The 26,272-nt window shown below is 65.2% G+C and carries 23 protein-coding genes and 2 pseudogenes; 12 read left to right on the forward strand and 13 right to left on the reverse strand.

Going from position 1 to position 26,272, the window contains the following annotated elements; genetic code table 11:
• Positions 1-185: 185 nt before the first annotated feature.
• The 3 genes from AB0L63_RS20455 to AB0L63_RS20465 all read left to right on the forward strand — a co-directional run bounded on the left by AB0L63_RS20455 (position 186) and on the right by AB0L63_RS20465 (position 3,452).
• Positions 186-1,307: a thiolase family protein gene (locus tag AB0L63_RS20455; RefSeq protein WP_364502980.1), complete on the forward strand. Its 1,122-nt coding sequence runs from the start codon at positions 186-188 to the stop codon at positions 1,305-1,307.
• A complete protein-coding gene (locus AB0L63_RS20460; protein ID WP_364502983.1) occupies positions 1,219-2,520 on the forward strand; it encodes a cytochrome P450 in 1,302 nt (433 codons plus the stop codon). Before AB0L63_RS20455 ends, AB0L63_RS20460 begins: the two co-directional genes overlap by 89 nt.
• 218 nt (positions 2,521-2,738) lie before the next feature.
• A complete protein-coding gene (locus AB0L63_RS20465) occupies positions 2,739-3,452 on the forward strand; it encodes a TetR/AcrR family transcriptional regulator (protein WP_364502985.1) in 714 nt (237 codons plus the stop codon).
• On the opposite strand, the gene AB0L63_RS20470 is transcribed toward AB0L63_RS20465, so the two are convergent.
• Together AB0L63_RS20470 and AB0L63_RS20475 are read right to left on the reverse strand one after the other, a co-directional pair.
• Positions 3,419-4,669, reverse strand: a complete 1,251-nt coding sequence (locus AB0L63_RS20470) for an NAD(P)/FAD-dependent oxidoreductase (RefSeq protein WP_364502988.1) — start codon at positions 4,667-4,669, stop codon at positions 3,419-3,421. The two genes, AB0L63_RS20465 and AB0L63_RS20470, sit on opposite strands and share 34 nt — an antisense overlap.
• Positions 4,636-4,824, reverse strand: a complete 189-nt coding sequence (locus tag AB0L63_RS20475; RefSeq protein WP_364502991.1) for a ferredoxin — start codon at positions 4,822-4,824, stop codon at positions 4,636-4,638. Before AB0L63_RS20475 ends, AB0L63_RS20470 begins: the two co-directional genes overlap by 34 nt.
• Positions 4,825-4,960: 136 nt before the next feature.
• On the opposite strand from AB0L63_RS20475, the gene AB0L63_RS20480 reads away from it, so the two are divergent.
• Positions 4,961-6,343 carry a phenylacetate--CoA ligase family protein gene (locus AB0L63_RS20480; protein WP_364502993.1) on the forward strand — a complete coding sequence of 461 codons (1,383 nt, stop codon included), beginning with the start codon at positions 4,961-4,963 and terminating at the stop codon, positions 6,341-6,343.
• 475 nt (positions 6,344-6,818) lie between these two features.
• Here the strand turns inward: AB0L63_RS20480 and AB0L63_RS20485 are convergent, their stop codons facing one another.
• Together AB0L63_RS20485 and AB0L63_RS20490 are read right to left on the reverse strand one after the other, a co-directional pair.
• Positions 6,819-7,601 carry an oxidoreductase gene (locus AB0L63_RS20485; protein ID WP_364502996.1) on the reverse strand — a complete coding sequence of 261 codons (783 nt, stop codon included), beginning with the start codon at positions 7,599-7,601 and terminating at the stop codon, positions 6,819-6,821.
• 16 nt (positions 7,602-7,617) lie between these two features.
• Positions 7,618-8,307, reverse strand: a complete 690-nt coding sequence (locus AB0L63_RS20490) for an NAD(P)H-binding protein (RefSeq protein ID WP_364502999.1) — start codon at positions 8,305-8,307, stop codon at positions 7,618-7,620.
• Positions 8,308-8,397: 90 nt separating this feature from the next.
• Here AB0L63_RS20490 and AB0L63_RS20495 point away from each other — a divergent pair, with 90 nt between their 5' ends.
• Positions 8,398-9,099 (forward strand): TetR/AcrR family transcriptional regulator, encoded by a 702-nt coding sequence (locus AB0L63_RS20495; protein WP_364503002.1) that lies wholly within the window; start codon positions 8,398-8,400, stop codon positions 9,097-9,099.
• Positions 9,100-9,182: 83 nt separating this feature from the next.
• Here AB0L63_RS20495 and AB0L63_RS20500 read toward each other — a convergent pair whose 3' ends face one another.
• Positions 9,183-10,505, reverse strand: a complete 1,323-nt coding sequence (locus tag AB0L63_RS20500) for a family 1 glycosylhydrolase (RefSeq protein WP_364503005.1) — start codon at positions 10,503-10,505, stop codon at positions 9,183-9,185.
• Between the two features lie 511 nt (positions 10,506-11,016).
• Between AB0L63_RS20500 and hutH the strand changes: the two genes are divergently transcribed.
• From hutH to AB0L63_RS20515, 3 genes are all read left to right on the forward strand, one after another.
• Positions 11,017-12,573 (forward strand): histidine ammonia-lyase, encoded by a 1,557-nt coding sequence (gene hutH, locus AB0L63_RS20505; RefSeq protein ID WP_364503008.1) that lies wholly within the window; start codon positions 11,017-11,019, stop codon positions 12,571-12,573.
• Positions 12,574-12,709: 136 nt separating this feature from the next.
• The gene (gene hutU, locus AB0L63_RS20510; protein ID WP_364503011.1) at positions 12,710-14,362 is read left to right on the forward strand and encodes a urocanate hydratase; all 1,653 of its coding nucleotides are present in this window, start codon (positions 12,710-12,712) and stop codon (positions 14,360-14,362) included.
• A gap of 52 nt (positions 14,363-14,414) precedes the next feature.
• Positions 14,415-15,170 carry a DJ-1/PfpI family protein gene (locus AB0L63_RS20515; protein ID WP_364503014.1) on the forward strand — a complete coding sequence of 252 codons (756 nt, stop codon included), beginning with the start codon at positions 14,415-14,417 and terminating at the stop codon, positions 15,168-15,170.
• On the opposite strand, the gene AB0L63_RS20520 is transcribed toward AB0L63_RS20515, so the two are convergent.
• From AB0L63_RS20520 to AB0L63_RS20535, 4 genes are all read right to left on the reverse strand, one after another.
• Entirely contained in the window at positions 15,167-15,535 is a 369-nt protein-coding gene (locus AB0L63_RS20520) for a DUF1304 domain-containing protein (protein WP_364503017.1), read from the reverse strand. The two genes, AB0L63_RS20515 and AB0L63_RS20520, sit on opposite strands and share 4 nt — an antisense overlap.
• 107 nt (positions 15,536-15,642) lie before the next feature.
• A complete protein-coding gene (locus tag AB0L63_RS20525; protein ID WP_364503020.1) occupies positions 15,643-17,361 on the reverse strand; it encodes a protein kinase in 1,719 nt (572 codons plus the stop codon).
• Between the two features lie 46 nt (positions 17,362-17,407).
• A complete protein-coding gene (locus tag AB0L63_RS20530; RefSeq protein ID WP_364503023.1) occupies positions 17,408-18,298 on the reverse strand; it encodes a bile acid:sodium symporter family protein in 891 nt (296 codons plus the stop codon).
• 344 nt (positions 18,299-18,642) lie between these two features.
• Positions 18,643-18,783: a hypothetical protein gene (locus AB0L63_RS20535; protein ID WP_364503026.1), complete on the reverse strand. Its 141-nt coding sequence runs from the start codon at positions 18,781-18,783 to the stop codon at positions 18,643-18,645.
• A 193-nt stretch (positions 18,784-18,976) separates the two neighbouring features.
• Between AB0L63_RS20535 and AB0L63_RS20540 the strand changes: the two genes are divergently transcribed.
• Both AB0L63_RS20540 and AB0L63_RS20545 read left to right on the forward strand, forming a co-directional pair.
• Positions 18,977-21,016, forward strand: coding sequence for a CocE/NonD family hydrolase (locus AB0L63_RS20540; RefSeq protein WP_364503028.1), 2,040 nt, complete (start codon positions 18,977-18,979; stop codon positions 21,014-21,016).
• A gap of 37 nt (positions 21,017-21,053) precedes the next feature.
• Positions 21,054-21,494, forward strand: a pseudogene (locus AB0L63_RS20545) (DNA-directed RNA polymerase subunit beta); the annotation flags it as partial.
• On the opposite strand, the gene AB0L63_RS20550 reads toward AB0L63_RS20545, so the two are convergent.
• Positions 21,483-22,403: an LLM class F420-dependent oxidoreductase gene (locus AB0L63_RS20550; RefSeq protein WP_364503031.1), complete on the reverse strand. Its 921-nt coding sequence runs from the start codon at positions 22,401-22,403 to the stop codon at positions 21,483-21,485. The pseudogene AB0L63_RS20545 and the gene AB0L63_RS20550 overlap by 12 nt on opposite strands.
• 461 nt (positions 22,404-22,864) lie before the next feature.
• Between AB0L63_RS20550 and AB0L63_RS20555 the strand changes: the two genes are divergently transcribed.
• On the forward strand, positions 22,865-23,377 hold the full coding sequence (locus tag AB0L63_RS20555) for a gluconokinase (RefSeq protein WP_364503441.1): 513 nt from the start codon (positions 22,865-22,867) through the stop codon (positions 23,375-23,377).
• A gap of 1 nt (position 23,378) precedes the next feature.
• On the opposite strand, the gene AB0L63_RS20560 is transcribed toward AB0L63_RS20555, so the two are convergent.
• Positions 23,379-23,600 carry a hypothetical protein gene (locus tag AB0L63_RS20560; RefSeq protein WP_364503034.1) on the reverse strand — a complete coding sequence of 74 codons (222 nt, stop codon included), beginning with the start codon at positions 23,598-23,600 and terminating at the stop codon, positions 23,379-23,381.
• Between the two features lie 288 nt (positions 23,601-23,888).
• Between AB0L63_RS20560 and AB0L63_RS20565 the strand changes: the two are divergent.
• Positions 23,889-24,290: pseudogene (locus tag AB0L63_RS20565) on the forward strand (phosphatase PAP2 family protein); the annotation flags it as partial.
• 14 nt (positions 24,291-24,304) lie between these two features.
• Here AB0L63_RS20565 and AB0L63_RS20570 read toward each other — a convergent pair.
• Together AB0L63_RS20570 and AB0L63_RS20575 are read right to left on the reverse strand one after the other, a co-directional pair.
• A complete protein-coding gene (locus tag AB0L63_RS20570) occupies positions 24,305-25,105 on the reverse strand; it encodes a M50 family metallopeptidase (protein WP_364503037.1) in 801 nt (266 codons plus the stop codon).
• Between the two features lie 51 nt (positions 25,106-25,156).
• Positions 25,157-26,206 (reverse strand): Gfo/Idh/MocA family oxidoreductase, encoded by a 1,050-nt coding sequence (locus tag AB0L63_RS20575; RefSeq protein ID WP_364503040.1) that lies wholly within the window; start codon positions 26,204-26,206, stop codon positions 25,157-25,159.
• Positions 26,207-26,272 lie beyond the last annotated feature (66 nt).

The following is a 26,272-nucleotide window of genomic DNA, read 5'->3' on the forward strand; positions in this document are numbered from 1 at the left end:
CATATAGCCGTACCGGGATACACCCCACCGTTCTCCGTGGCCTATCTCGTTTTGGACGACGGCCCTCGGGTGCTGGTCCACACATCTTCGGAGAGCCCGCTTCCGGTGGGCTCGCGGGCCCGGTTGATCGGTGTCACCGAAGGCGGTAATCCGTTGGCGCGCGCGATACACGCAGGAGTGGGCGAATGAACGCAGCGATACACGGGGTCGGCACGTCGATGTTCGGGCGCCAACCCCACATGAGCGATGTCAGCCTGGTTCAGCAGGCCGTCGTGGAGGCTCTCGATGACGCCGAAGTCGATAGGGTCGATGCAGTCTTTGCGGGAACGGTCTTCGGAGTGACCGGGACAATCCAGCGCTGCCTGCAGACTCTCGGCATCGTCGGAGTCCCGATCGTCACTGTTGAGAATGCGTGTGCAACCGGATCGACTGCCCTGTTCGAAGCCTTCCATGCAGTCGAGTCGGGGAGATACGAGAGCGTCTTGTGCCTCGGTGTCGAGACCATGAGTGCGCACTTCAGAGGTCCGATCACACCTGCCTACAACGACGCCGAGGGTGCAGCCGGCCTCGCGATGCCAGGAATCTACGGTCTTGCCGCCAGTAGGTACGGCTATTTATACGATGTCGAGCTCGACGATCTCGCCTTGATCGCGGTCAAGAACCGAGCACACGGTTCGTTGAACCCGCGCGCCCAGCATGGGAAGCAGACAACGGTCGAAGAGGTGCTCAACAGCCGAATGGTGGCAGATCCGTTGACACTGCTGCAATGCTGCGACATCTCGGATGCCGCGGCAGCCGCGGTGGTCGGACCTAAGCGAAAAAGCAAGCGGGACATCACGATACTCGCCAGCGCACTGCAGTCCGGGCAACTGTGGGATCACCGGTCGCTCCACCCGTGGGGGTTCGAACTCATGCAGTCCGTCGCACGACAGGCTTGGGAGACGGCCGGACTCGGTCCCACCGATATGAGCCTGTTCGAAGTCCATGATGCTTTCACGATCGGCGAGGTGACAGCCACCGAAGCGCTCGGACTCGCTCCGGCCGGACAGGGCCTCGAGCTGGTCAAGGCTGGTCACACGAGGCTCGGAGGTCACCAACCGGTGAACCCGTCCGGCGGGCTTTTGAGCAGAGGGCATGCCCTCGGTGCGACAGGACTTGCGCAGATCGCAGAAGCAGTGTGGCAGCTCCGGGGGGAGGCCGGAGCACGCCAGGTCGACGATGCCCGAACCGCTGCCGTGGAGACGATGGGCGGCGGTGCCGCCGGAATCGATGGAAATGGTTGCGTTGTCACCATTTTGGGAGGATGAGGAACCTATGGATCACGATATCCTGAGCCCGGACAGGCTTGCGGACCCCTACCCGTACTTCGCCGAGATGCGAGCAACATGCCCGGTGCACTGGAACGAGCAATACCGGGCTTGGTTCGTGTACCGGTACGACGACGTGGTGGCGGCATTGCGCGACCCTGCCTTCTCGTCGGATCGTGTGCGGCCTGTGTACAACGAGCGCCTGTCCGGCGAGCAGCGGCAGGCGAGGAAGGCCACCTACGACGTTCTCCAGCATTGGATGGTCTTCCTCGATCAACCTGATCACACGCGCATCCGGAAGTTGGTGATGCCCGCCTTCACGCCGAAAGCAGTTGCCTCGATGCGCCCGCAGGTTGAAAAGGTGGTCGAGGAGGCCGTGGGCGCGATCACCGATCGGGGCGATTTCGATCTGGTACGTGATCTCGCTTATCCGATCCCCGCAGTCGTGATCGCCGAGTTGATGGGGGTGCCGGCCCAGGACCGGGAGCTGTTCAAGCAATGGTCGGACGAGATCGTCGTGCTCGTCTTCGGCGCGAAGTCGACCCCGGATCGGCACGAACGTGCCCAGCGTGCCCTTACGGAGCTGACCGAGTACCTCCGTTCGCATATCTCGCGGCTGCGAAAGCAACCCGACGACAATCTGATCAGCCGCATTCTCGAATCCCGCGAGCAGGATCCGCCGCTGACCGACGACGAAGTGGTTTCCACCTGCGCGCTGCTCATATTCGGCGGGCACGAGACGACGACCAACATGATTGCCAACGGGACGCGCGCCTTCCTACAAAACCCGAGCCAGTGGGAGTTGCTGAAAGCGGATCCGGCCATGGCGAGATCGGCAGTCGAGGAAGTTCTCCGTTTCGACGGTCCGGCCAAGATGGCCATGCGCAGAGTTGCGAAGGATGTCGAGTTGCGCGGCAGCCGGATGCGCGCCGGCGACACGGTCTACCTGGTACAAGCGTCCGCGAACCGTGACCCTGCGGTGTTCGACCATCCCGACACGTTCGACATCACTCGCACCTCGAACCGGCACGTCGGATTCGGTTTCGGTCTACATCACTGCCTGGGTAACTTCCTGGCCCGACTCGAAGGCCACCTCGCTTTCGAGGCTCTGGCAACCGGGTGCCCTGACATCGAGATCGCAGACTCGGCGCAGCAGTGGCATCCGACCCTGATCAGCCGCGGCATGACGTCGTTCCCGGTCACCAATCGCTGAAGCAGTCCGTCCAGCGCGTCCAGGTGGGGGTGTCGAGATTCGATACCCCCACCGTTTCGTCAGGGTGCCGTCACAACGATGCCCGCATCCCTGCAATTAGAGTTGGTCACTGCACGCGGATCGCTTGGCATATCCGAGGATCTTGCGTTGGGTAACCCGGAGTGGAGACGACGCACTCCGCAATAGTTCGGCTACGGCCGTCGATGAGAGGGGACACGATGGTCCAGAAAGCGGCGAAGCGGGGCCGTCCGCGCCGTGGACCGGATGTCGAACGAGTTCAGGAAGTTCTCGACGCTGCGGCCGATGCTTTTCTGGCGAACGGATACGACGCCACCAGCATGCAGGACATTGCCGATGCGGTCGGCATCATGAAAGGCAGCCTGTACTACTACGTCGCATCCAAGGAGGACTTTCTCTTCCAGATCATCGAGCCTGCCTACATTACCGCCCTGGACGCAGTGGCACCGCTGTCCGAGGATCCCCGCGCATCGCTCGACCGTCTGACGGATTTCGTCCACTCACATGTTTTGTTCGTGGCCGCCAACCTGCGGACATTCCGGATTCGGCTACGTGAGTTCAGCCAGCTGTCGCCACTGCGCCAAAAGCAACTGAGCAGGAGCGAGGACGAGTATTACGCCGTGCTCATGGGGATCATGCGTGACGGTGTCGACTCCGGTGACATCGATCCGGATATCGATGTGAGGCTGTCCTCAGTGGCCATCATCGGGATGCTGAACAGCATGACCGAGTGGTACTCCGCCGGTGGCAAATACTCAGCACAAGAACTCGCCTGCCAGCTTGCCGGCATGGTCTTGACCTCGCTGGGCTCCGACGCGGCGGTGCTGGCCACGGGTGGCCCCGAAGCGCTGCGCCGCAGCCCACGCAAGCGGCTCCGGAGTCAGCCCGCGACCGACGCCGCGGACAACGCGTAGAGCTGCTCGCCGATCCACGTGCGGTAGTGCCCGCTGCGGCGGGGCATACCGATCAACACGACCCCGACCGGACGTCCCGCACGGTAGTAGCCGACCGCACACTCTCCGCTCAGCTGGCCCTCGAGCACCTCGCAACAATCGGCGATGCCGGGTGACCCGAACGAGTCCACTCGGACCGTCCCCTGGTCCGACCAGAAGGAGGGAAGTGGTTCAAAGGCGGGCAGTGCCGCTATCGGCGCCTCTGACAGATCGTGGATGATCGTGCGGGCCGCCTGACGAGCGGTGTCCACCGCCATCTGCCAGTGCTCGAATCGACGCGGCACGGTGTCGAACAATGTGTTGGGGAACCGTGCGACATCTCCGACCGCTGCGGTCGCCGCGACGCCCCCCAGTCGAAGCCATGAATCACACATCACTCCGTCGCTGGTATCGAGCCCGTTTCCGTCGAGCCACGTCACGTTCGGAGCCGAACCTACTGCTTCGACGACCACGTCCGCCGACAAGTAGAACCCGTCGTCGAGGACGACCCCCGACACTCGGTCGATGCCCTCGTAGCACTGGACCGTTCTACCTGGGTGGAAACGTATCCCGGCCGCGGTGTGTCTGCGTTGAATCGCGTGACCCACCGCGCGGCCGAGTGGACGGAGCATGGCGACCTCGTCGGCACAGACAACGTCGACCTCGCACCCCTTCGCGCGCGCGGCGGCGGCAACCTCACACCCGATGAATCCGGCACCGATGACGACCACCCGCCGACCGGGTCTTAATTCTCGGTGCACCGCTCGTGCGTCGTCGAGTGTCCGCAACGTGTGCCGTCCGGCGTGCGGTCCCGAGATCGGCAACGTCCGGGGAGTCACACCGGTCGCCGCGACGAGTGCATCGAACTCGACGACCTGCCCGTCCGACAGGTGCAGCCGCCTCTCGGCGAGATCCGCCTTGGTGACTGAAATGCCGAGCCGCCAATCGACGTCGTCGTCCGCTAACCGAGGGCGTAGTCGTACATTGTCGAAAGCGCCATCATCCGACAAGATCTTCTTCGACAACGGTGGCCGCGTGTAGGGCATACTCGCCTCGGATCCGATCACGATGACGGACTCTGTCCACCCTGCGCTGCGAAGGGCCTCGGCTGTGCGAAGGCCTCCGAGCGATCCACCTGCAACTGCCACGGTGCGCATATGCAGCCTCAATCGACAATCGTGATTGCTTGCATGGGGCATGCATCCGCTGCCGCCTCCACCGCTGCACGCTGATCATCGGCTGCTTCGACTCGGTACTGCAGCTTGCCGTCGCCGTCGAGATCGAATACCTCTGGCGCGGCGAAGACACACTGCCCGTAGTGCTGGCATGAGCTCATGTCGACGTTGACTCGCATGGGTCCTCCTCTGATTTCACGGTTAATACACCTTCCGTTTGGTAGATAGAATAACACGGTGCTTGACATCACACTTCGAGTGCGTCCATATTTCTACCTACGGTTTGGTAGAAATAATTCATCGGGAGAGTACGGCATGACCGACAGGCGAGACGAAGCTCAGCGACGCGCCCGCTCCACACGGTTCTGGGATGAAGCGCGCGAGACGATGCCCCGTCACGAACGCGACCAGCTGATCCTCGACCGGATTCAGCACCAGCTGCACTACGTGTACGAGAAATTGCCGTTCTATCGACGGCATTACGACGACCACGGATTCAAGCCCTCCGACGTCAAGTCCTTGGCGGACTTCACCGCGAAGGTGCCGGTGATCACCAAGAAGATGTTGGTCGAGAATCAGCAGCAGCACCCGCCGTTCGGCGACTACCTCGGTGTCCCGCGCAATCAGCTGGCCCGCATCCACGGCTCTTCGGGAACGATGGGTAAGCCGACGATGTATGGCGTCTCCCGCCGCGACTGGGACCGGGCCCGCGAGGCGTCTGCCATGGCATTGTGGAGCGCTGGCGTCAGGCCCGACGACATCGTCCAGATCACCTTCCCCTTCGCCCTCTTCTTCGGCGGATGGGGGATCTTGCAGGCCACTGAGCAGATCGGCGCGACGACCTTCCCCACCGGCTCGGTTGTCCCGACCGACAAGCAGATCGAACTCATGCACACTCTGGATTGCGATGTTGTCGTGGGAACGCCGTCATACCTCGTACACCTGGCCCAGCGCTCTCGCGAACTCGGCCTCGATGTCCGCGACAGTAAGGTCTCCCTACTCGTTGCCGGAGGCGAACCCGGTGCCAGCATTGCGTCTGTGCGAGAACTGCTGATGCAATTGTGGGCAAACCCCCTGATCGTTGACGCTTCCGCCGGCTCGACATCCGAGATGTACCCGTTCCTGTCCAATATCGGATGCACCGAATCGGACGGTGGAGTACACCTGTTCCAGGACGAGAACTACACCGAGATCGTCGATCGAAATGACCCGAACATCCTGGTACCCGCAGGAACGTCAGGAGCCACGGTGGCAACCCATCTGTGGCGAGAGTCCCAGCCGATGATTCGATTCTGGATGGGCGACGAAGGCGTCATCGACGACACTCCATGCCCGTGCGGACGCACCTATCCCCGTCTCCCGCGCGGCGTGTTCGGCCGGGTCGACGACATGCTCATCATCCGAGGAGCCAACGTCTATCCCAGCGCCATCGAGGCCGCGGTCCGCGGTGTCGACGGCGCTGGCGCCGAGTTCCGCATCTTCGTCGAGCGCGAGAACGCACTCGACGAACTTCGCGTCGAGGTCGAGCATGAACCCGACATGGACACCAAGGGCCTCGAGCAGTTGCGCCAATCGCTCGAAGCCGCGATCAAACTGTCAATTCAGATCAGGGTGCCGGTGAGCGTAGTCGCTCCGGGAACTCATGAACAGCAGACCTTCAAATCCCGCAGGGTCGTCGACAACAGGCCGAAGGCTTGAGGTGCTCGACCAGTCGCCGTCCGCGCAACATTCGCTGGTCAGGCGGCGGTGACGTGTGTTCGGGGCCGGCCCCGACGTTGCTGGCGTTCGCTGCGGATCCGGGCTCGTTCGCGGCGTTGGGCGGCGAGCACGTCGGGGGTGGCGGGCGTTGGCGTTGCGCCAGCGCAGGTAGTCCTGCAGGCGTCGGGCGAGCATGGTGTGGTTGGAATCGTCGGAGTCGCTCATGACGAAGGCGCGCAGCGGTCCGAACTGGGCCTCGGTCACCAGCCGCGCTTTCGCCGGCACCGGTGTTCCGGACGCCGACGACACCACCGTATGCTGCGGCTGTTCGAGAAATCGGCGAGGAACTGGGTCCGCATGTTTCACCTGTGGCGGATGTTCGGGATCTGGCGCATTCCCCGTACCTCGCTCGGTAGTGCGGCCGATGCTCCCTTCGGCCGCGCTGCGCCGAAGGGGCATCGGCAAGGCCGTGGCTTCAGATGGTTTTCAGTGCGCCTCCGTCGATGTACAGGTCGGTGCCAAGGATGCTGCGTGCGTGGTCGGAGACCAGGAAGGCGACCTGGGAGGCGATTTCGTCGGGCTCGATCAGCCTGCCGGTGGTCATGCCGACCGCGGCGGGTAGCTGGGGAAGGAAATCCTCGATTCCGACCCCGTTGGCAGCGGCTATTTTTCCGCCGGGTCCATCCGGCGATTCCCAGAATGCGGTGCGCACCGGGCCGGGGGAGATGGTGTTGACCCGGACGCCTTGCGGCCCGAATTGTTCGGCGAGTGCCTTGCTCAACGCGGTGAGCGCGGCCTTGGCGACGCCGTAGTCGGCGGTCGCCGCACCGGGTGCTCGGCCGACGATCGATGACATGTTGATCACCGTCCCGCGGCGTTCGATCAGGCTCGGCAGCGCGGCTCTGGTCACCCGGATCGCGCTGAAGAGGTTCACATCGAAGGTCCGCTGCCAGGTTTCGTCATCGATGTCGAGGAAACCGTTGATCGCGTTGAACTCCGCGCCCCCGACGTTGTTGACGAGGATATCGACGCCACCGAGCGTTTCGAGAGCCTGGGTGACGAGCTCGGCCGCGCCGGTGGGAGTTCCGAGGTCGACGGCGACCGTCGCCGCACCGGTCTCCCGCAGCTCTTCGGTGACGGTGCGGGCGGCCCCGATCACTCGAACGCCTTCCGCGATCAACCTCGCCACGATGGCCAGTCCGATGCCGCGGCTCGCGCCCGTGACGATCGCGGTACGTCCGTTGAGTCCCAGATCCATTTGTACTCCCTGTTTCTCAGTAGCCGACGGTGAAACGGCGCTGAACGAACCGCGGCTGCTCGACCTCGTCGAGCAGAGCGATGGCGAGGTCGGGTGCGGAGATATGGCTGGTGCCGTCCGGGCGTACCAGGATTTGGTCTCCGCCGATCCGGAAACGACCGGTCCGCTCGCCGCCTGGACGGATTCGCAGCGCCGACGGGCTGAGGTAGGTCCAATTGCGGTTGGACTGCCGGTAGAGGTTGAGCGCGTCCCGCAACGCCCGCACCACCGCCCCATACTCGACGGGTACTTCGAGGTCCTCGATCAGGCTCCGATCGAATTCCGCTCCGCCGTCGACGATCTGCTGTCCCGGCGCGATCTCCAGACTGCCCGCGCCGCCGACCATGATCACTCGCACCGACGGGTGCCGCTCCATCGCGCCGATCATCGCCTCGGCCCCGGTGACGAAGTTGCCCGCATGGGCAATGGTGTCTGGGACGCCGTATCCGGCGTTCACAGTGCTGATCGCCACATCGAGTCCGGCGATGGCCGCGGCGATGCTGTCGGTGTCCAGCCAGTCCGCGACCTGCCAGTCGACTTGGCCGCGGTCGGCGGGGAAGCGGGCTGCGTCGCGGGCAAATGCGGTGACCCGATGTCCACGCCGTTCGGCCTCGCGCACCGTCTCGCTGCCTATCACCCCGGTCGCGCCGAAGATTCCGATGTCCACGATACTCCTCTGGCTACACTGCGTTCATTTACTACACGCCGTTCAGTGACGACACTGCAGATATTAGTCGAACGGGGTAAAGTGTCAACCGTGGCCGAAGTTGTACAGCGTCGCCGGGAGCGCCTACGGGCGCAGACCGCCGAGGACATCAAGGCAATCGCGCTGCGGCTGTTGGCCGATGGCGGTCCCGACGCAATCTCGTTGCGCGCCATCGCGCGTCACATGGGCATGACCGCCGGTGCGATCTACGGCTACTACGCGACCCGCGACGACCTGATCACCATGCTCATCGGCGATGTGTACGGCAGGCTGGCGGATGCGGTGGAGGCCGCGCGCGACCAGGTTCCGGTGGATGATCCGGCCGGCCGCGTGGTGGCTTGGGGCGAAGCGGTGCGCGGCTGGGCCTTGGCGAATCCCGAAGGCTTCCGGCTCATCTACGGCGATCCAGTCCCGGGATATCAGCCACCACCGCGCGGTCCGGCGGCTGCGGCCGGGGCGCGAGCCTGCAACGGACTGGTCGGCCTGGTAGCCGCGGCCTGGCCCCACGCTGCCGCGCTGCAGGATGACCCCGCCGTCACCTGGTCCGATTTCGACGCCGACCTGGTCACTCACGTCCGCGCCGATTTTCCCGAACTGCCGCCCTCCGCCGTGGCGCTGGCGTTGCGGATCTGGGGTCGCATGCACGGCCTGATCGCACTGGAGATCTACGGTCATCTCGGCCCGCAATCCCACGATCCCGCAAAGCTCTACCACGCTGAGATGGTGGACCTGGTGCGTTCCCTGGGCCTGTAATCCCTCGGATCGCTACGGGCAGTGCGTTCGCCACGAACGTTTGCCTGTTCAGGCGAGTGTGGCGAACGTTCGTGGTCAGCGCACTAAGGAACGCTGACGGTTTGGTCGCAACTATCGGGTGGATCGACCAACCCGCAATCGACCGGTGCGCGGGTCGGACGATAGCCGGTGGGGACGCCGCCGGATTGGATGATGCCGCGGTAGGCGTCGACCGCATCGGTGGGTTTGCGGGCAAGGGTGGTATCGGTGCGGACGTCGACCGTGTACAGGCCGAATCGTGGTGTGTAGCTGCCCCATTCGTAGTTGTCGGTGAGGCTCCAGTAGTTGTAGCCGATGATGTTCATACCGTCGGCCTTGGCGCGCTGGATCCAGTAGACGGTGTCGCGAAGGTGATCGCTGCGGGTGTAGCCATCGGCGCGCGGTTTACCGTCCTCGGTGGGCATGCCGTTCTCCACGACAAATAGTGGGCGGTCGGGAAACAGCCGCGCGTAATGGCGCAGTGCATAGTAGATGCCCTCGGTGTGAATCGGGAGTTCCCACATTGCCGGACCCTCGTTCGAACCACCCTGTACCGCTCTATTCGCTTCCGGTACCGGCGCGAAATAGTAGTCGACGCCGATGAAATCGAGCTTATCGGCGATCCGGTCCACGATCGGCTGATTCACCTCGGTCTCGGCGCCCGCGACATAGCCGAGATTGCTGGTGACCTGCGCATCGGGCAGGTTGTGATGGATGGTGTCGTAGATAGCGTTGTGCGCCTCGGCGATTCGGTCCAGCATGGCCGGCGCCTCGTCCGGCGTAATGGCACCGATGCGCAGTTCGGTGCCGATATAGGCGGCAGGTTCGTTGAAGGTGACCCACAGTGGATTGCGAGAAGCATAGCGGTTCACCACCTTTCGCATATTGGCCAGCCAATCCTCGACCATGCCCGGATTGCGCCAGCCGCCGCGATCCGCGGCCCAGCCGGGATATACCCAGTGATCCAGGGTGAGCATCGGTCGCATACCGGCCGCGAGGATGCGCACTATCACATTGTCGTAGAAGCCGAATGCCGCCTCGTCCCAGGTATCGGGTTGCGGCTGTATTCGCGCCCATTCGATGCCGATCCGATACACCCGGGCCCCGAGATGTGCGGCCAGGTTGATGTCGGAGATGTAGCGCTTGTAGAAGTCGACGGAATTCTCGTAGTCGTCCCCGGCCTGGCCGGTTTCGATATAGCGGGTCCAATTGCTGCCCGGCGCATGGCCTTCGGATTGGAAGCCCGATGATGCGACGCCCCACAGGAATTCCCGGCCGAACGGTGTGACGGTCGCCTGTGCGGACGGCGTCGCGAGGCCGGACAGTAGTAGCGCGGTCGCGTTGATCGCGAGCCCGACCAGGGCGCGTCGGCGCCGCGGTGTTCGCATCGAACTCCTGTCCCCGTCCGGCACTGTCGGTCGTGCGCCACCGGGTGGGCATTGGCCGCATCCGGTGATCTGCCAGCGTAGCTGTCGGGTTGCTGAAATATGGGCAGCCGGTCGGCGTGTCGCGGGTGAGGTCGAAAGACCTGGAAAACCTACGCATGTACGCGTGGCTGCTATCAATTCGCGACAGAAGCGCGTCGTCAGCTCGCCCGCTCACCGATGCGGCGGGTGAGCTCATCGGCGGTGGACCGCACCCGCACGGCGAGACCGGACCGATCGGCAGCACAGGGATCTGCTCGCAGTGGTGCCGCAGCGCCATACTGATCGCCGCGATCGGCCGATGGTCGTGATCGAATGCCGGATAGGCGACCGGGGCGGATCCGGCGGTGACATGTCCGTCCTCGCCGGGATATCGCGGCTCGTTCCCATGCCACTGCCTCGGATTGTCTCGTATACCAGACAGAACCTGGCTCAGCCTCTTTCTCCACCCGCCCCGTGGCGGTGGAATGGGCATATGCCGGATACCACGCAGTCACCGCCCGTGGAGCTGGACGGGCCGCTGACCGTCGAACGCATCGTCGCCGTTGCCCGCGACGGCGCCCAGGTTCGATTCAGCGAGGCCGCCGAGAAGCGGCTGATCAACGCGCGCCAGCACGTCGACGCGCTGGCCGCGGGCACGGTCCCGACCTACGGCGTCTCCACCGGCTTCGGCGCACTGGCCACCCGGCACATTCCGCCGGAGAGCCGGGCCGCGCTGCAGCGGTCGCTGATCCGCTCGCATGCCGCGGGCGCGGGCGCCGTGGTCGAGACCGAGTTGGTGCGCGCCATGATGTTGCTGCGGCTGCGGACCCTGGCCACCGGACACACCGGGGTGCGGCTGGTGACTGCGCTCACCTTGGCCGAGTTGATCAATGCGGGCATTACGCCGGTGGTGCACGAGTTCGGATCACTCGGCTGCTCCGGCGATCTCGCGCCCTTGGCCGCGGTCGCGCTGGCGCTGATGGGGGAGGGCGAAGTCACGGACTCTTCCGGCAAGGTGACGATAGCGGCGGAAGCCCTGCGCGCCAAGGGAATCAAGCCCGTGACTCTCGCCGAGAAGGAAGGGCTCGCGCTAACCAACGGCACCGACGGCATGCTGGGCATGCTGGCGCTCGCCATCGATGACCTGCGCCAACTGCTCGATGTCGCCGACATCACCGCCGCCATGAGCGTGGAGGCACTACTCGGCACCGACCGGGTCTTCGCCGATGATCTGCAGGCGCTGCGCCCGCATCCGGGACAAGCGCGCTCCGCACGGCGCATGGCGGCCGCGCTCGCCGGATCGGAAATCGTTGCCAGCCACCGGGGTCCGGACTGCAACCGGGTGCAGGACGCGTATTCGTTGCGTTGCGCGCCGCAGGTGCACGGCGCTGCCCGCGACACCCTCGCGCACGCCGAATTGGTGGCCGAACGTGAAATGGCCTCGGCGATCGACAATCCCGTCGTGCTCGCCGATGGCAGGTTGGAATCCAACGGCAACTTCCACGGTGCTCCGGTGGCGTATGTGCTCGACTTCCTCGCCATTCCGGTCGCCGATGTCGCGAGTATGGCCGAGCGGCGCACCGATCGAATGCTGGATGTCGCACGCTCACACGGTCTTCCTGCCTTCCTCGCCGACGATCCGGGCGTCGACTCCGGCCACATGATCGCCCAGTACACCCAGGCGGGAATCGTCAGCGAACTCAAGCGCCTCGCGATGCCCGCATCGGTGGATTCGATTCCGAGCAGTGCGATGCAGGAAGACCATGTCTCGATGGGCTGGTCGGCCGGACGTAAATTGCGCAGGGCTGTCGACGGTCTGGCCACCGTTCTCGCCGTCGAATACCTCACGGCTGCAAGGGCATTGGACCTACGCGCACCGCTACGGCCGGCCCCGGCCACCGCGGCGGCACTCGCCTTGCTCCGCACCGAGGTCGACGGCCCCGGACCGGACCGACACCTCGCCCCGGAAATCGCCGCCGCCGCCGAATTGGTCCGCTCCGGCGAACTGCTCGCCGCCGTCACCCCTTACCTCGGCACCACAGGAGAGTGAGCTCCCTTGCCTAACCCGAAGCGGTCCGGTTCCCGCATAGCGAATCAGGCTCGCGCACAGGGTTTGCCTCGTGCGAGTCACCAAGAGCCATGCGACACCGACCTGCGGGCGGACCCGTTGATATGGAGGTAATTCGATGACACGGACGGTGCGCGCGGCGCGTGGCACGCAACTGACGGCCAAGAACTGGCAGACCGAGGGTGCACTTCGGATGCTGCAAAACAATCTCGATCCCGAGGTGGCGGAGCGCCCGCAGGACCTGGTGGTCTACGGCGGCACCGGTAAGGCGGCGCGGAACTGGTCCAGCTTCGACGCGATCACCCGCACCCTCACCACACTCGAGGCCGATGAAACCCTGCTGGTGCAGTCCGGTAAACCGGTCGGCGTATTCCGGACACACGAGTGGGCGCCGCGGGTGCTGATCGCCAATTCGAATCTGGTGGGCGATTGGGCGAGCTGGCCCGAATTCCGCAGGCTGGAATCGCTGGGCCTCACCATGTACGGACAGATGACCGCGGGTTCGTGGATCTATATCGGCACCCAGGGCATCCTGCAGGGCACCTACGAGACCTTCGCTGCCGTGGCGGATAAGCGTTTCAGCGGCACACTAGCCGGAACCCTCACGCTCACCGCCGGATTGGGTGGCATGGGTGGTGCGCAGCCGCTGGCCATCACCATGAACGACGGGGTCGCCCTGGCGGTCGAATGCGATCCGGCGCGTGCCGAGCGGCGAGTGCACGACCGGTATCTCGACGAGATCGCCACCGATTTCGATGATGCGGTGCGCCGGGTCGCCCAGGCGCGCAAGGAGCGAAAAGCCTTGTCGGTCGGTCTGATCGGCAATGCGTCCGAGGTACTGCCGAGATTGCTGGCGGCGGGTGTCGAGATCGATATCGTCACCGACCAGACCTCGGCGCACGACCCGCTCGCCTATCTGCCGCGCGGTGTCGCACTCGCGGACTGGGCCGACTACGCCGCGAAGAAGCCCGACGAATTCACCGACCGCTCCCGCGAATCCATGGCCGAACACGTCGACGCGATGCTCGGGTTCCTCGACCGCGGCGCCGAGGTCTTCGATTACGGCAATTCGCTGCGTGGCGAGGCGAAGCTCGGCGGCTGCGAACGCGCCTTCGACTTTCCCGGCTTCGTGCCCGCCTACATCCGGCCATTGTTCTGCGCGGGTAAGGGGCCGTTCCGCTGGGCCGCGCTGTCTGGTGATCCGGCGGATATCGCCGCGACCGACCGGGCCGTGCTGGAACTGTTCCCGGAAAACGGATCCCTGCGCCGCTGGATCACCATGGCCGGGGAACGCGTTGCCTTCCAAGGACTTCCGGCCCGCATCTGCTGGCTCGGCTATGGTGAGCGGCACCTGGCCGGGCTCCGATTCAACGAGATGGTCGCAAACGGTGAGTTGCGGGCTCCGGTGGTGATCGGCCGCGACCACCTCGATTCCGGCAGTGTCGCCTCGCCGTATCGCGAAACCGAGGCCATGGCCGATGGATCCGATGCCATTGCCGACTGGCCGCTGCTCAATGCGCTGGTCAACACGGCTTCCGGCGCGAGTTGGGTGTCCATCCACCACGGCGGTGGCGTCGGCATGGGCCGGTCCATCCACGCCGGGCAGGTCTGTGTCGCCGACGGGACCGCGTTGGCCGGACAGAAGATCGAGCGCGTGCTCACCAATGACCCCGGTATGGGCGTCATTCGGCATGTGGATGCCGGATACGAGCGCGCCGTCGCGGTCGCTGCGGAGCGTGGCGTGCGAATCCCTATGCAGGAGAACAAGTGACAGCGAATAGTCTGCTCACCGACGGCGGAATCCACCATGGGAGGGACAGATCATGCAGATCGCCATCGTCGTCTATCCGGGTATGACCGCGCTCGATGTGATCGGGCCCTACGAGGTGCTGCGGCTGCTGCCCGGCGCGCGGCTGCGTTTCGTCTGGCATGAGCCGGGACCGATCACCACCGACAGCGGTGTGCTGCTGCTCGGCGCGACGCATTCGCTCGACGAGACACCGTCGCCCGATATCGTGCTCATCGGCGGCTCGGGTCCCGCGACCGCGGCCACGGCCGCCGACGAGAAGCTGCTCGCCTGGCTGCGTCAGGTGCACGAGACCTCAACCTGGACGACCTCGGTGTGCACCGGATCGGTGATCCTCGCCGCCGCCGGAATTCTGCGGGGCAAGCCCGCGACATCGCACTGGGCCGGTTTGTCGGCGCTGAAAGCGTTCGGCGCTCAGCCACGCGCCGAGGAACGGGTCGTGCACGACGGCAAGATCGTGACCGCCGCCGGCGTCTCCGCGGGAATCGATCTCGGGCTGTGGCTGGCCGGTGAGATCGCGGGCAAAGATCAGGCCGAGGCAATCCAGCTGATGATCGAATACGATCCGCAGCCGCCGTTCGACAGCGGCCATATCCGCAAGGCGAGTCCGGCGACGCGGCGCAAGGTGGCCGGGTTGGTCGGTCGCGAGGGCGCCGATCAGCTCGTCGCCGACCCGCGCACCGTGGTGCGGGAGGCGAGCGCCATCGCGAAGCTGTCCTGGTCGATGGCCATCGAGCGAGCCCGCGCCCGTCGACGGCTCGGCAAGCGTTAGTCGCTGCCCGCGATCAGCACGGCGACCAGGGCGATCGCACCGGGCAGCGCTTGGACGAACAGGATCCGGCGGTTCGCGGTGGCCGCACCGTAGATTCCGGCGACGACAACGCATGCGGTGAAGAAGATCATTGCGGCGAATCCGACCGGATCCGAGGCGATGATGCCCCAGATCAGACCGGCCGCCAGGAAGCCGTTGTAGAGGCCCTGGTTGGCGGCCAAAACCTTGGTCTGCTCGGCGAATTCGGCGGTGTTGCCGAAGGACGCGCGCACCCGCGGTGTGGTCCACAGGAACATCTCCATGACCAGGATGTAGATGTGCAGCAACGCCACCAGGCCGACCAGCACCTCGGCTACTACGCGCATTCGATTGATCCCTTCACGCGAATTCGGCTCGTTGTCGAACCGGTGGTCCACAGGATGGAAGATCGGCGTCGAGTGTGTCGGAAGGCGCGCCCGATGAATCTCTCGCGCTAATTCTTGTGCAGAGTGCCGGTGATATCGCCGAGTAAACCGCTGAATCCGCCAGTGAAGCTATAGGTCACCGAACCGTCCGGTTGCAGGATGACCTTCGATGTCGACCCCGCGTCCATACACCCGCTCGCACCGCCGGTGAGCCGTGCCACGAAGGTGATCTGGGTGTCGGTGACGGCCGTCAGATGTTCGGCGCGTTCACACCGGCTGCGCGACGCCTGGCCGGTATTGGCCGAGGTGGCGACTTCCTCGCCGATCTCGCCGTCGCGAATGGTCAACTCGATATCGAAGGTGGTCAGCGCGTCTCTTGCGGTGCCGGTCCATCTGCCGACGAATGCTTCGGGTATCACGGACTCCGTGGGCGCCACTGTGGTGCTCGTCGCGGAGGTTTGCTCCACCGAGGTGGTCGTGGGCGCTTCGGAGGTGGCCACCGCCGAATGGTGCACCGTCGCCGCGGTATCGGCGGACTTGTCGGTGAGCTGCGCACCGATGATGAATGCGACGACCGCGACGGCCGCGACGATCAACGCGGTCCGACGGGAACGTTTCTTCGGCGCTGACTTGGACTGCCGGTAGTAGGCGGGTTGCGGTCCCGGCCGGTTCTGCGCGGGCGGAGATGGCGCGTACTCATGGCTCGGATTGGCTTGCGGCCGAGGGGGTCCGGATTGCCATGCCGTATTCCTGGACTGCCAGGCCACGGTATCCGGTGCGGGCCGGGACAACGTCTGAGGCGGTGTACGCGGCCCCGAATTCGATTGTGGCACCGGCCTGGAAATCGTCGGCGCCAGATCCGGCCCGATCGCCTCGACCGGCCCGGATTCCAGATCGAGCAGCGCGACCGCCCGCCGACTCACCTCTTCGAGCACCGGCGCGGGTAGCCAGCCGACGCGTTCCGGAACTCCGAGTCCGGCCAGGTGATCGAGTAGCTGATGCGGAGTCGGGCGCGCCGCCACATCCTTGTTCAGACATGCCGCGATGAGCGGCCGCAGCCGGTCCGGCACCGCCGCGAGCCGCGGCTCCTCATACACCACCCGATACAGCATCTGTACGGTCTCGCCGCCGCCGAACGGCCCCTGCCCGGTTGCCGCGTAGGCGAGCACACCGCCGAGTGCGAAGACATCGCCCTCGGGTCCCATGGTCGGCCCGACCACCTGCTCCGGACACATGAATCCCGGTGAGCCGATGACACTTCCGGTGGTTGTCAGCGCGCTGTCCTCGGCGGCCCGCGCGATGCCGAAGTCGATCACCTTCGGACCGTCCACGGCGAGCAGCACATTCGACGGTTTCAGATCGCGGTGCACGATCCCGGCGCCGTGCACGGCGATCAATGCCTCGGCCAGACCGTGCGCGAGCACCAGCAGTGTGTTCTCGTTGAACGTGCCGAACTGCTCGACCGCATCAGTCAGCGAGAATCCGGCGACATAGCCGGTCGCCAGCCACGGCGGCGTTGAATCCACATCCGCATCGAGCACCGGCGCGGTGAATTTCCCGCCGACTCGCCGCGCCGCGGTGACCTCGCGCCGGAACCGCTCCCGGAACTCGTTGCCGATCAGATCCGGTCGGATCACCTTCACCGCGACGGTGCGCCCGCCCGTGCTGCGTCCGAGGTACACCCGGCCCATACCGCCCGCACCGAGCAGGCCGAGTAGCCGGTAATCCCCGATCCGCGTGGGATCGTCTGTGCCGAGCGGTCGCATCGCGAACTGAGGTCCTCTCACCTGACGTTGAACACGCAAAGGCTACCCATGTCCGCGCTCGGCTGCCCTAGCCGGTAGCGGCCGGAACCGGTGTGGCAGCCGTGCGGCGCAGTTGCCGCGCCAACAAGTATGCGGCGATAGCGGCCGGAATATTCATCAGCACCCCATAGACCGCGGGCGGCACTGCCATCTGCGAATCGTGCAGCACACTGGTGGCCACCGCGATCGCCAACGCGCCGTTATGGATGCCGATCTCCATGGCCGAGGCGATCGCCTGATCGGTCTCCACTCGGAACAAGCGCGGCACGGTGTACCCGATGACGAAGCTCAGTGTCGACAGCAGCAGACTGAGCGTGGCGAGCTTGCCGATGTTCTCGGTAAGTGTGTCGAATTCGCGCCCCACCGCCGTCACCACGACCAGCAGCAGCACCACCGCCGAGACGATCTTGACGTTCTTGCGCATCCGCTCGGCCCATTCGGTGAACCGGCAATGCACCAACATGCCCACCGCGACCGGGACCAAGACGATCGCGAACACCTGGGCGAACTTATCCGGGCGCAGCCCGATCGCCGCGTTTTCGTCCATGAACAGCGTGAACGACAAGGTGATTACCAGCGGCAGGGTGAACACGGCGAGAATCGAATTGATCGCGGTCAGCGTGATATTCAGGGCCACATTGCCACCGGCGATATGGCTGAACAGATTCGCCGACGGCCCGCCCGGCGAGGCGACGAGCAACATCACCCCGACGGCCAGCGCACCCTCGAGTCGGAACAGGTAGACCAGACCCAGGCAGATCGCGGGTAGCACGATCATCTGGCATACCAGCGCGACCATCGCAGCCTTGGGATATCGCAGTACCCTGGCGAAATCGTCGACGGTCAAGGTCAATCCGAGTCCGAACATCACCAGCGCAAGGGCCAGTGGTAGGAACACGGCGAAAAACATTGAACCCATTCAGATCTCCTCATCAGGACTCGGACCGATATCGACGTTATCGACTCACCGTCCACACGACGACCCCACCTGCGGAGTCCGGATGGGCATGCGGTTCAAAGGATTCGGCGGCGCGATGATGATCGCAGGGCGATCGAGACAAAGCGCGGCGCTGCACGTGCGCCACGCGATGATCTGATCGGGGCGCACCCGGAGTGCGCCGGTAGGGAAGAGGCCGACGGTTTCGGGTCAATCCTGGTCCAGCTCATGGATTTCCAGCGGGAACGTCGACCCCGTCGAATGGACACTGACCAGTCTGCTCGACGGCATCACGGATCGTCGCGGGCTGCCGAAGTAGCCGCGGCTCAGTTCGCGGTGTCGAGCGGGACGTAGCGCACGAGGATGTTGTCGGAGTCGACGACCTTATGGATGGCGTTGTAGCGCTTCCCCGCCGGCGTGTACCCGTTGGTCGGAGCGCGGATCGGCGTTTCGACATAGTTCGACATGCGGTTCGGTCACGGTTCGATATCGCCGCATTGTTGGTTCGACGAGTCGGCGAGCGCATCCGACGAACCGAACGGACCGTGGCTAGCGGGATATTCGCCAAGGGGTTGCTATGGTCGTCGCGCGTCGATCAGCCGATCGTGTCTACATGCTGCGTACGAGTCGAGAAGGGATCATGTGTTGTCGGGGCATGGAGTGGCAACTGGGCTTTTGCGTGCGGTTCGACTGACGACTGTTGTCGCCGCCGTGGTGGCACTGGCTTCAAGTGGCGGTGGCTCCGCGACCGCCGAGCAAAGCGCCGGTAGCACCCTCGGTGAGCGGTGGACCGCTATGCACGACGGCCCGCAGGAATACGCCGATATCCATATCGACTGGGATGTGCCGATTCGTATGAGCGACGGCGTGATACTCAAGGCCAATGTGTATCGGCCCGTCGATGCGGCACAGCGGGTGGTCGACAAGCCGTTGCCGACGATCGTGAACCTCACGCCGTACACCAAGCTCATGAGCAATCTGGTCGATTCGGCATTCGCCACGCCCGGACTGCGGCCGTTCACGATGGATATGGTGCGGCGCATCAATTTGTCCGGTACGCCGATCAGCGGATTCGGCGAACTGATGCACGCTCTCGACGGCGGCATGATCCAGACCGTGCTCGGCATCGACCGCAATCTCATCCGTAGCGGGTACGCGCTGGTGGTCGCGGACGTCCGGGGCACAGGCTTCTCCCAGGGCAAGTGGAACACCCTCGGTGCGCGTGAACAGTTGGACACCCGCGAGGTGATCGACTGGGCAGCCGAGCAACCATTTTCCAACGGCAGTGTCGCGATGAGCGGCGGCTCCTATGCGGGCATCAATCAACTGCGCGCGGCCGAAAACGCCCCTGCCGCACTGAAAGCCATCTTCCCGGTGGAGGCGGGGAGCGATCTGATGCGTGATGTCGTCGCGCCGGGTGGCGGTGTAGGCACGACGTTCCTGCCGCTGTGGCTGAGCAATGTGAACCAGACGAAGGTGATTCCCGACGTGCAGTCGATGCTCAACGGCACTTTCGACTGGAAGTGGCTGCAGTCCAGGGTGGCCGATCCGGCAACCAATTCCGACCTGCTGGCCCAAGCGCTGCTCACCCCGTCGCTGGACCGGGTGCCGACGACGCTGGCCGCCGCACTCGACGACGACAGTGACTTCCGGCAGGGGATTCTGGGGCATCCGGACCGAATTACGGTGCCCACCTTCATGTATGGCGGCTGGCACGACATCTTCGCCAATAGCGCGTCCAAACTCTACAACGTGATTCCGCTGCCGCAGGCCAAGAAGCAGTTGCTGATCGGCGATACCTACCATGCGAATCCGGGCGCCGGTACCGGTGCGGCCGGTGCGCCACCCCGGCTGGACGTGCTGCAGCGGGTGTGGTTCGACAAGTGGCTCAAGGGCATCGATAACGGCATCGACAACTTCGGGCCGATCACGCTGTGGGAGCAGGGCTCGGGCTGGAAGACCATGGGGCAGTTCCCGGAAAACGGGGTCACACATCGCCGCGTCTATCTGTCCGCGGCGTCGAGCGATACCGCCGAGCATGCGGTGCACGACGGATCGCTGTCGGCGACGAAGCCGGAGGACCACATCGCGCTGCAGGTGGCGCCCGGGGTGACCATGGCGTGCTCACGCGATGCCGCACAGGGTTCCGCCGGTATCGCCGCGCCATTCGATGTCTGCGCCAAGGACTCTCGCGTCGCCGAGGGCAATGGGCTGACCTTCACCAGTGCGCAGGTGCGTCAGCCGACGGTGATCTCCGGGCCGATCAATGTGCACCTGAACGCGGTTCACGATGCGACGGACGGCTATTGGAACGTCACCGTCAACGATGTCTCGCCCGACGGCACGTCGACCGTGCTGACCACCGGCCAGCTCACCGCGTCGCTGCGCGCGGTGGACGAGGCGAAGAGTGTGCGCTCGGCGAGCGGCGATTACACCGCGCCGTACAACCCGATTACCCTGGACAGCATGCTGCCCGTCGCGCCGGGAAAGCCCGTGACACTGGATATCGCGGTCATCCCGACCCAGGCCGTTCTGCTGCCCGGCCACCGGCTGCGGGTGGATGTATTCGCCGGAAACGCGCCGAAGGCATTGGCTTTCGGGCCGATGCTCAACAACACCGAGCTCAAGCCGCAATACCTGCGACTCGATCCGGATGCGCCGAGCTTCGTCAATCTGCCGACGAACCTGCCCATCGCCTGACAGTCGAAATGCGGCCGAAATGTAGATCCTGACGCCGCACTACCTGGTCGACGACAAGATCCACGCCCGTTCGACCGGTCCGTACTCGATGATCACCCAGCAGCCGCTCGGTGGTAAGGCGCAGTTCGGTGGTCAGCGTTTCGATGAGATGGAGCGCTGGGCCATGCGGGCCTACGGCGCCGCCTACACGCTGTAGGAGCTGCTCACCATCAAGTCCGACGACGTGGTCGGTCGCGTGCACGTGTACGAGGCGATCGTCAACGGCGAGAGCATTCCGGAGCCGGGCATTCCGGAGTCGTTCAAGGTGCTCCTGAAGGAACTCCACTCGCTGTGCCTCAATGTCGTGGTGCTGTCCTCCGACGGCGCCGCCATCGAAATGGGCGGCGCCGACGAGAATGATTTCGATCGCGCGGCTGCGAACCTCGGCATCGACCTGTCCCGCAACGAGGCCGCCACCGTGGACGATCTAGAGCTGTGACATCACCTGGGCCGCAATGAGTTCCAGGTGCGCCAGATCGTCGAGGTCGAGGATCTGGAGATAGATACGGGACGCGCCGATCTCGGCGTAGCGGGCGATCTTGTCGACGACCTCGGCGGGGGTACCCGCGAGCCCGTTGGTCTTCAGTTCCTCGACCTCGCGGCCGATGGCGGCGGCCCTGCGCGCCACCTCGGCGTCGGAGGCGCCGACACAGGCCACCAGGGCATTGGAGTAGATCAGATCGTCGGGGCGGCGGCCGCGAGCCTCGGCGGCGGCGCGCACGCGATCGAACTGGCGGGCGCTGTCTTCGAGCGAGCCGAAGGGCATATTGAATTCGGTCGCGTAGGTGGCGGCCAGGCGCGGGGTGCGCGTCGCACCATGCCCGCCGATCAGCACTGGAACCGGATCCTGCACCGGCTTCGGCAGCGCGGGGGAGTCCTTGATCTGGTAATGCGCACCATCGAAGGTGAACGTATCGCCGACCTTCGTCGCCCATAGGCCGGTGATGATCGCCAACTGCTCCTCGAACCTGGTGAACTTGTCCTGCGGGAACGGGATGCCGTAGGCGGCATGTTCCTGGGCGAACCAGCCGCTGCCCAGTCCGAATTCGACTCGGCCGCCGGACATCTGATCCACCTGGGCGACCTGGATGGCCAGCGGTCCTGGCAGCCGGAAGGTGGCGGCTGTCACCAGAGTGCCGAGCCGGATGCGCTCGGTTTCCCTGGCCAGCCCGGCCAGGGTGAGCCAGGCATCGGTCGGACCGGGCAGGCCATCGATGCCGCCCATGGCCAGATAGTGGTCGGAGCGAAAGAACGCGTCGAAACCCAGATCCTCGGTGGCTTTGGCGACGGTGAGCAGCGTGTCGTAGCTCGCACCCTGCTGCGGTTCGGTGAAGATGCGTAGTTCCATGCCGACCATGGTGCCCGCTCGAGATTGATCTTGTTGATAGGGGCTGATGCACGCTATGTTGCTCGCCTCGGCGGGCGAGGACCGCACCATCCGACTGTGAGACCTCACCGATCGTGCGCGCCCGCAACTCACCGGCACGCCTTTGAACTGGGATGCCGCGGCGACCTCGGTGACATTCAGCCCTGACGGGAAACACCGCCCACGCCGGGCGAAGGTATCGGCGGTGCGGCGGCCTTGCTCCGCTGGGCGACGCTTGTGCCCTCGAGCGTGCTGTGCGGTATCTGGGGTGTGGCCTGTGCGGGTGTCGCCGTATTTCGATCATGTCACCCGGCAGGGGCTGGCATGACAAGGTAGCCAAGACTTTCGTCCTCGCGGCTTCATAACGCGGCTGCCGATAAGGGTCGCGGGGTTCCCGGCGAGTCACTGGAGGCCACATGGCGGCAGCACCGCGCAGCGATTCGATGACGGGTGGACCCGATCGGCCGGTTGTCGTCGTCATGGGCGTCTCCGGATGTGGCAAGTCCACGGTCGGTGCTCTGCTTGCCGAGACTCTGCGGGTCGAATATGCCGAGGGTGACGATTTCCATCCGGCCTCGAATATCGAGAAGATGGCGGCCGGTGTGCCACTGACGGATGCGGATCGCGCGCCGTGGCTCGATATCGTGGCCGCATGGCTGGGGGAGCGGCGCGAGCACGGTGGGGTGGTCAGCTGCTCGGCGCTGAAGCGCGGCTACCGCGACCGGCTGCGGGCAGCCGCACCGGAGACATTTTTCGTTCATCTGTCCGCGTCGCGCGCGGAACTGGCCCATCGAATGCAGACCCGTCGTGGCCATTTCATGCCCGCGACATTGCTGGACTCGCAGCTGGCCGCATTGCAGCCATTGGCCCTGGATGAATTCGGCATCACTCTGGACGCGACCACGGATCCCGCCGAACTGGTCCGCGCGGCGATAACCGCCTGGGAGTCGAGCTGACTCAGCTGTTCGTGCGTCGCCGCACCACTCGGGTCGCCAGCCAGGCCACACCGAGCACGAGCAGCGGGGTGAGCAGCAGCAGCGGCACCGTCGCCGCGCCCGCGATCGGATGCAACCAGCCCGCGATGGTGTCGCACATCGCGTCGATCAGGGTGCGAGCCAACGCCGCCACTGGCGAGTGCTCGTCCGGTCCGGTGCTGGCGTGGTCCGGCCATCGATTCACGGCCAATACCCTACGACATCGGATCGGTATGTTCGGTAGTTCCGCCGCGGGACACTCAGTAACCTCACAGCCTGGGGCTGGCATCGTGGGGGTATGACGAATCGCCAGCTGCCGATATGGGGCATCGCGGTGCTGACCGCGGCGGTTGTCGGCATCATCGGCAGTGTGCTCGGGCACGGTGGCATCACTGCGATCGATCAGCCGGGGATCGATTGGGTGGTCCAGCGGCGTACCGGGCTGGTGACACCGCTCGCGATCGGGATCAGCGACTTGGGTGGCACGCCGGCGATGACCGCGCTGGCGGTGGTCCTCTGTCTGGTGCTTGCCTGGCGTCGGTGCTGGCCGGAGGCGGTGCTGGCCGGTGTCGCCTCCATCGGTGCGGGCGTGCTCGTCGTGGTCGGTAAGCATGTCGTCGGGCGTACTCGCCCGCCTGCGGCGGACCACCTCGTCACCGCGACCAATCAGGCTTTTCCGTCCGGACACAGTCTCGGATCGACGGTGGTGGTCGGACTCCTTGCCGCACTGGTGCTTTCGCGATTGCACCGCCCGGCCGTCCGGCGCATCGCCGTGACCGCCGCGGCGGTATTCACTGTGGCCGTTGGTCTTTCCCGCTGGTATCTGGGCGTGCACTGGCCGACCGATGTGCTCGGCGGCTGGTGTATCGGCGCGCTGTGGCTCGCGCTGTGTCTGGCGGTGTACCGGCGCTATCTGGTCGGCAGGGCCGGTGTGGCGCAGGTGCCGCCGGAGACATTGGGAATGCAGACACCCGCGGCCTCGGAAAGCAACAGTGCCCCGCCGACCAGCGCAGCCACCGCGATGGCGCCGAAGACGAATACCCAGACCAGCCCCGGGATGTGAGTGAGCCGGGCGAGCTGATCGGCATCGGAGTCCGCGCCCTGCGGCATATTCCATCGGCGCACCCGCCCGCGCTGTAATTCGATCACCGGCCGGGTGCCCGCGAGCAGTAGGAACCACGCGCCGAGGTAGGCGAAACCGGCCTGCACGGTATCGGTTCCGAACCAGGACACAGCGAAGACGATGGCGCCCAAGCCGAATACGGTCAGCAGTCCGTAGATATTGCGTACCTTGATCAAGACGGCGGCGAGCAGGGCGATCGCGGTCCAGAGCATGAGGGTGATCCGGTTGGCGCCGAGCAGGGCGGCGAAGCCGAGACCGAGCAGCGGTGGCGATGGATAGCCCGCCATTGCGGTCAGAATCATGCCGAGGCCGTAGGGTTTTCCGCTCGATACGGTCAGGCCGGAGGTGTCGGAGTGCAGTGTGATGCTGTTGAGCCTGCGGCCGGTGAGCAGCGCGGTCAGTGCATGACCGCCCTCGTGCGCGATGGTTACCACGTTGCGGGTGATCCGCCACAGCGGGCTGTATCCGACCATTATCAGGGCCGCGGCAGCGGTCGCGAGGACCAACCACCACGGTGGTGCGGCCTGGGTTGTGGTGAGCCGGTCCGCGATGGAGGCTCCGCGCTCGACGAATTCCGCTGTTTGCACCGCCGCACCTTAACCGGCCGCGGCGAGCTTCGCTGAGTCGTCGCGAGACGGTCAGATGCTGACGAGCTCGCCTAGACCCGCCGATCTGCGCGCGGCGTCGAGCAATTGCAGGGTCGTGACGGCGTCGCGTGGGTCGACCGGAACGGGTGCGCCGTCCAGGAGTGCGGCGGCCATGCCGTCGTAGAACGCGGGGTAGTCGCCCGCGATCGTACGGACCGGTTCGGCGGCGGGTTCCGCGCCAAGCAAACCCCATCGTTCGGGTTCGACTGTGCCCCAAGGACCGGCACCTGGCCGATGGCCGGACCGCAGCGCTTCCTCCTGCGGATCCAATCCGTAAGTGAGGTAACCGGCTTCGGAACCGAGCACCCGAAAGCGCGGCCCCAGCTGCGGTGTTACCGCGCTCATCCACAGATGCGATCGCACACCCGAGATGTGGGTGAGGGCGACGAAGGCATCGTCATCGGTCTGGATATTCGGCCGTCGCCGGTCCAGCTCGCCGTACACCGTGCGCACCGGGCCGAATAACATCACCGCCTGGTCGATCAGGTGACTGCCGAGATCGAACAGCAGTCCGGCGCCCTCATCGGCGGAACCGACCTCGCGCCAGCCGCCCTTCGGCACCGGACGCCACCGCTCGAACCGGGACTCAAAACGGCGCACTTCACCGAGCCGCCCGTCCGCGATCAGCTGTCGAACGGTCAGGAAATCGCCATCCCAGCGCCGATTATGGAATACCGACAGCACCAGCCCCGCGCGGTCGGCTCGCGCGATCAGCTCTTCGCCCTCGGCCACGCTTACCGCGAACGGCTTGTCGACGACCACCGGCAGCCCAGCGTCCAAAGCTTGCCACGCCAGCGGCGCGTGCGTCGCATTCGGCGTCGCGATAACCACGAGATCGATACCGGCCGGTTCGGCGAATAATTCCGCCGCATGCGTCAATACCCGCACCCCGGGATGCGCGCGCCGCGCCTGCTCCGCCCGCTCGGACGACCCCGTGACAACCGCCGCCACCCGCATCCTCGGCTGCGCGCCGATCAGCGGCGCATGGAATACCGACCCGGCCAATCCGTACCCGACTATGGCGACCTGCAGGCTGCTCATCGCTGCGACGCTACCGGTGCCTCCGCCGCGGGAGTACCGCGGGCACTGCGCCAGCCATCCCAGTTG

Source organism: Nocardia sp. NPDC051990, assembly GCF_040680755.1.
Lineage (GTDB): Bacteria > Actinomycetota > Actinomycetes > Mycobacteriales > Mycobacteriaceae > Nocardia.

Excerpts from the sequence above, each read along its gene's own strand:
- AB0L63_RS20550 (WP_364503031.1), bottom strand. The coding sequence starts at position 22,403 with ATGGAACTACGCATCTTCACCGAACCGCAGCAGGGTGCGAGCTACGAC.
- AB0L63_RS20575 (WP_364503040.1), bottom strand. The coding sequence starts at position 26,206 with ATGAGCAGCCTGCAGGTCGCCATAGTCGGGTACGGATTGGCCGGGTCG.
- AB0L63_RS20455 (WP_364502980.1), top strand. The coding sequence starts at position 186 with ATGAACGCAGCGATACACGGGGTCGGCACGTCGATGTTCGGGCGCCAA.
- AB0L63_RS20535 (WP_364503026.1), bottom strand. The coding sequence starts at position 18,783 with ATGTCGAACTATGTCGAAACGCCGATCCGCGCTCCGACCAACGGGTAC.
- AB0L63_RS20485 (WP_364502996.1), bottom strand. The coding sequence starts at position 7,601 with ATGGATCTGGGACTCAACGGACGTACCGCGATCGTCACGGGCGCGAGC.
- AB0L63_RS20465 (WP_364502985.1), top strand. The coding sequence starts at position 2,739 with ATGGTCCAGAAAGCGGCGAAGCGGGGCCGTCCGCGCCGTGGACCGGAT.
- AB0L63_RS20470 (WP_364502988.1), bottom strand. The coding sequence starts at position 4,669 with ATGCCCCATGCAAGCAATCACGATTGTCGATTGAGGCTGCATATGCGC.
- AB0L63_RS20520 (WP_364503017.1), bottom strand. The coding sequence starts at position 15,535 with ATGCGCGTAGTAGCCGAGGTGCTGGTCGGCCTGGTGGCGTTGCTGCAC.
- AB0L63_RS20500 (WP_364503005.1), bottom strand. The coding sequence starts at position 10,505 with ATGCGAACACCGCGGCGCCGACGCGCCCTGGTCGGGCTCGCGATCAAC.
- AB0L63_RS20475 (WP_364502991.1), bottom strand. The coding sequence starts at position 4,824 with ATGCGAGTCAACGTCGACATGAGCTCATGCCAGCACTACGGGCAGTGT.
- AB0L63_RS20460 (WP_364502983.1), top strand. The coding sequence starts at position 1,219 with ATGCCCGAACCGCTGCCGTGGAGACGATGGGCGGCGGTGCCGCCGGAA.
- hutH (WP_364503008.1), top strand. The coding sequence starts at position 11,017 with ATGCCGGATACCACGCAGTCACCGCCCGTGGAGCTGGACGGGCCGCTG.
- AB0L63_RS20515 (WP_364503014.1), top strand. The coding sequence starts at position 14,415 with ATGCAGATCGCCATCGTCGTCTATCCGGGTATGACCGCGCTCGATGTG.
- AB0L63_RS20530 (WP_364503023.1), bottom strand. The coding sequence starts at position 18,298 with ATGGGTTCAATGTTTTTCGCCGTGTTCCTACCACTGGCCCTTGCGCTG.
- AB0L63_RS20555 (WP_364503441.1), top strand. The coding sequence starts at position 22,865 with ATGACGGGTGGACCCGATCGGCCGGTTGTCGTCGTCATGGGCGTCTCC.
- AB0L63_RS20480 (WP_364502993.1), top strand. The coding sequence starts at position 4,961 with ATGACCGACAGGCGAGACGAAGCTCAGCGACGCGCCCGCTCCACACGG.
- hutU (WP_364503011.1), top strand. The coding sequence starts at position 12,710 with ATGACACGGACGGTGCGCGCGGCGCGTGGCACGCAACTGACGGCCAAG.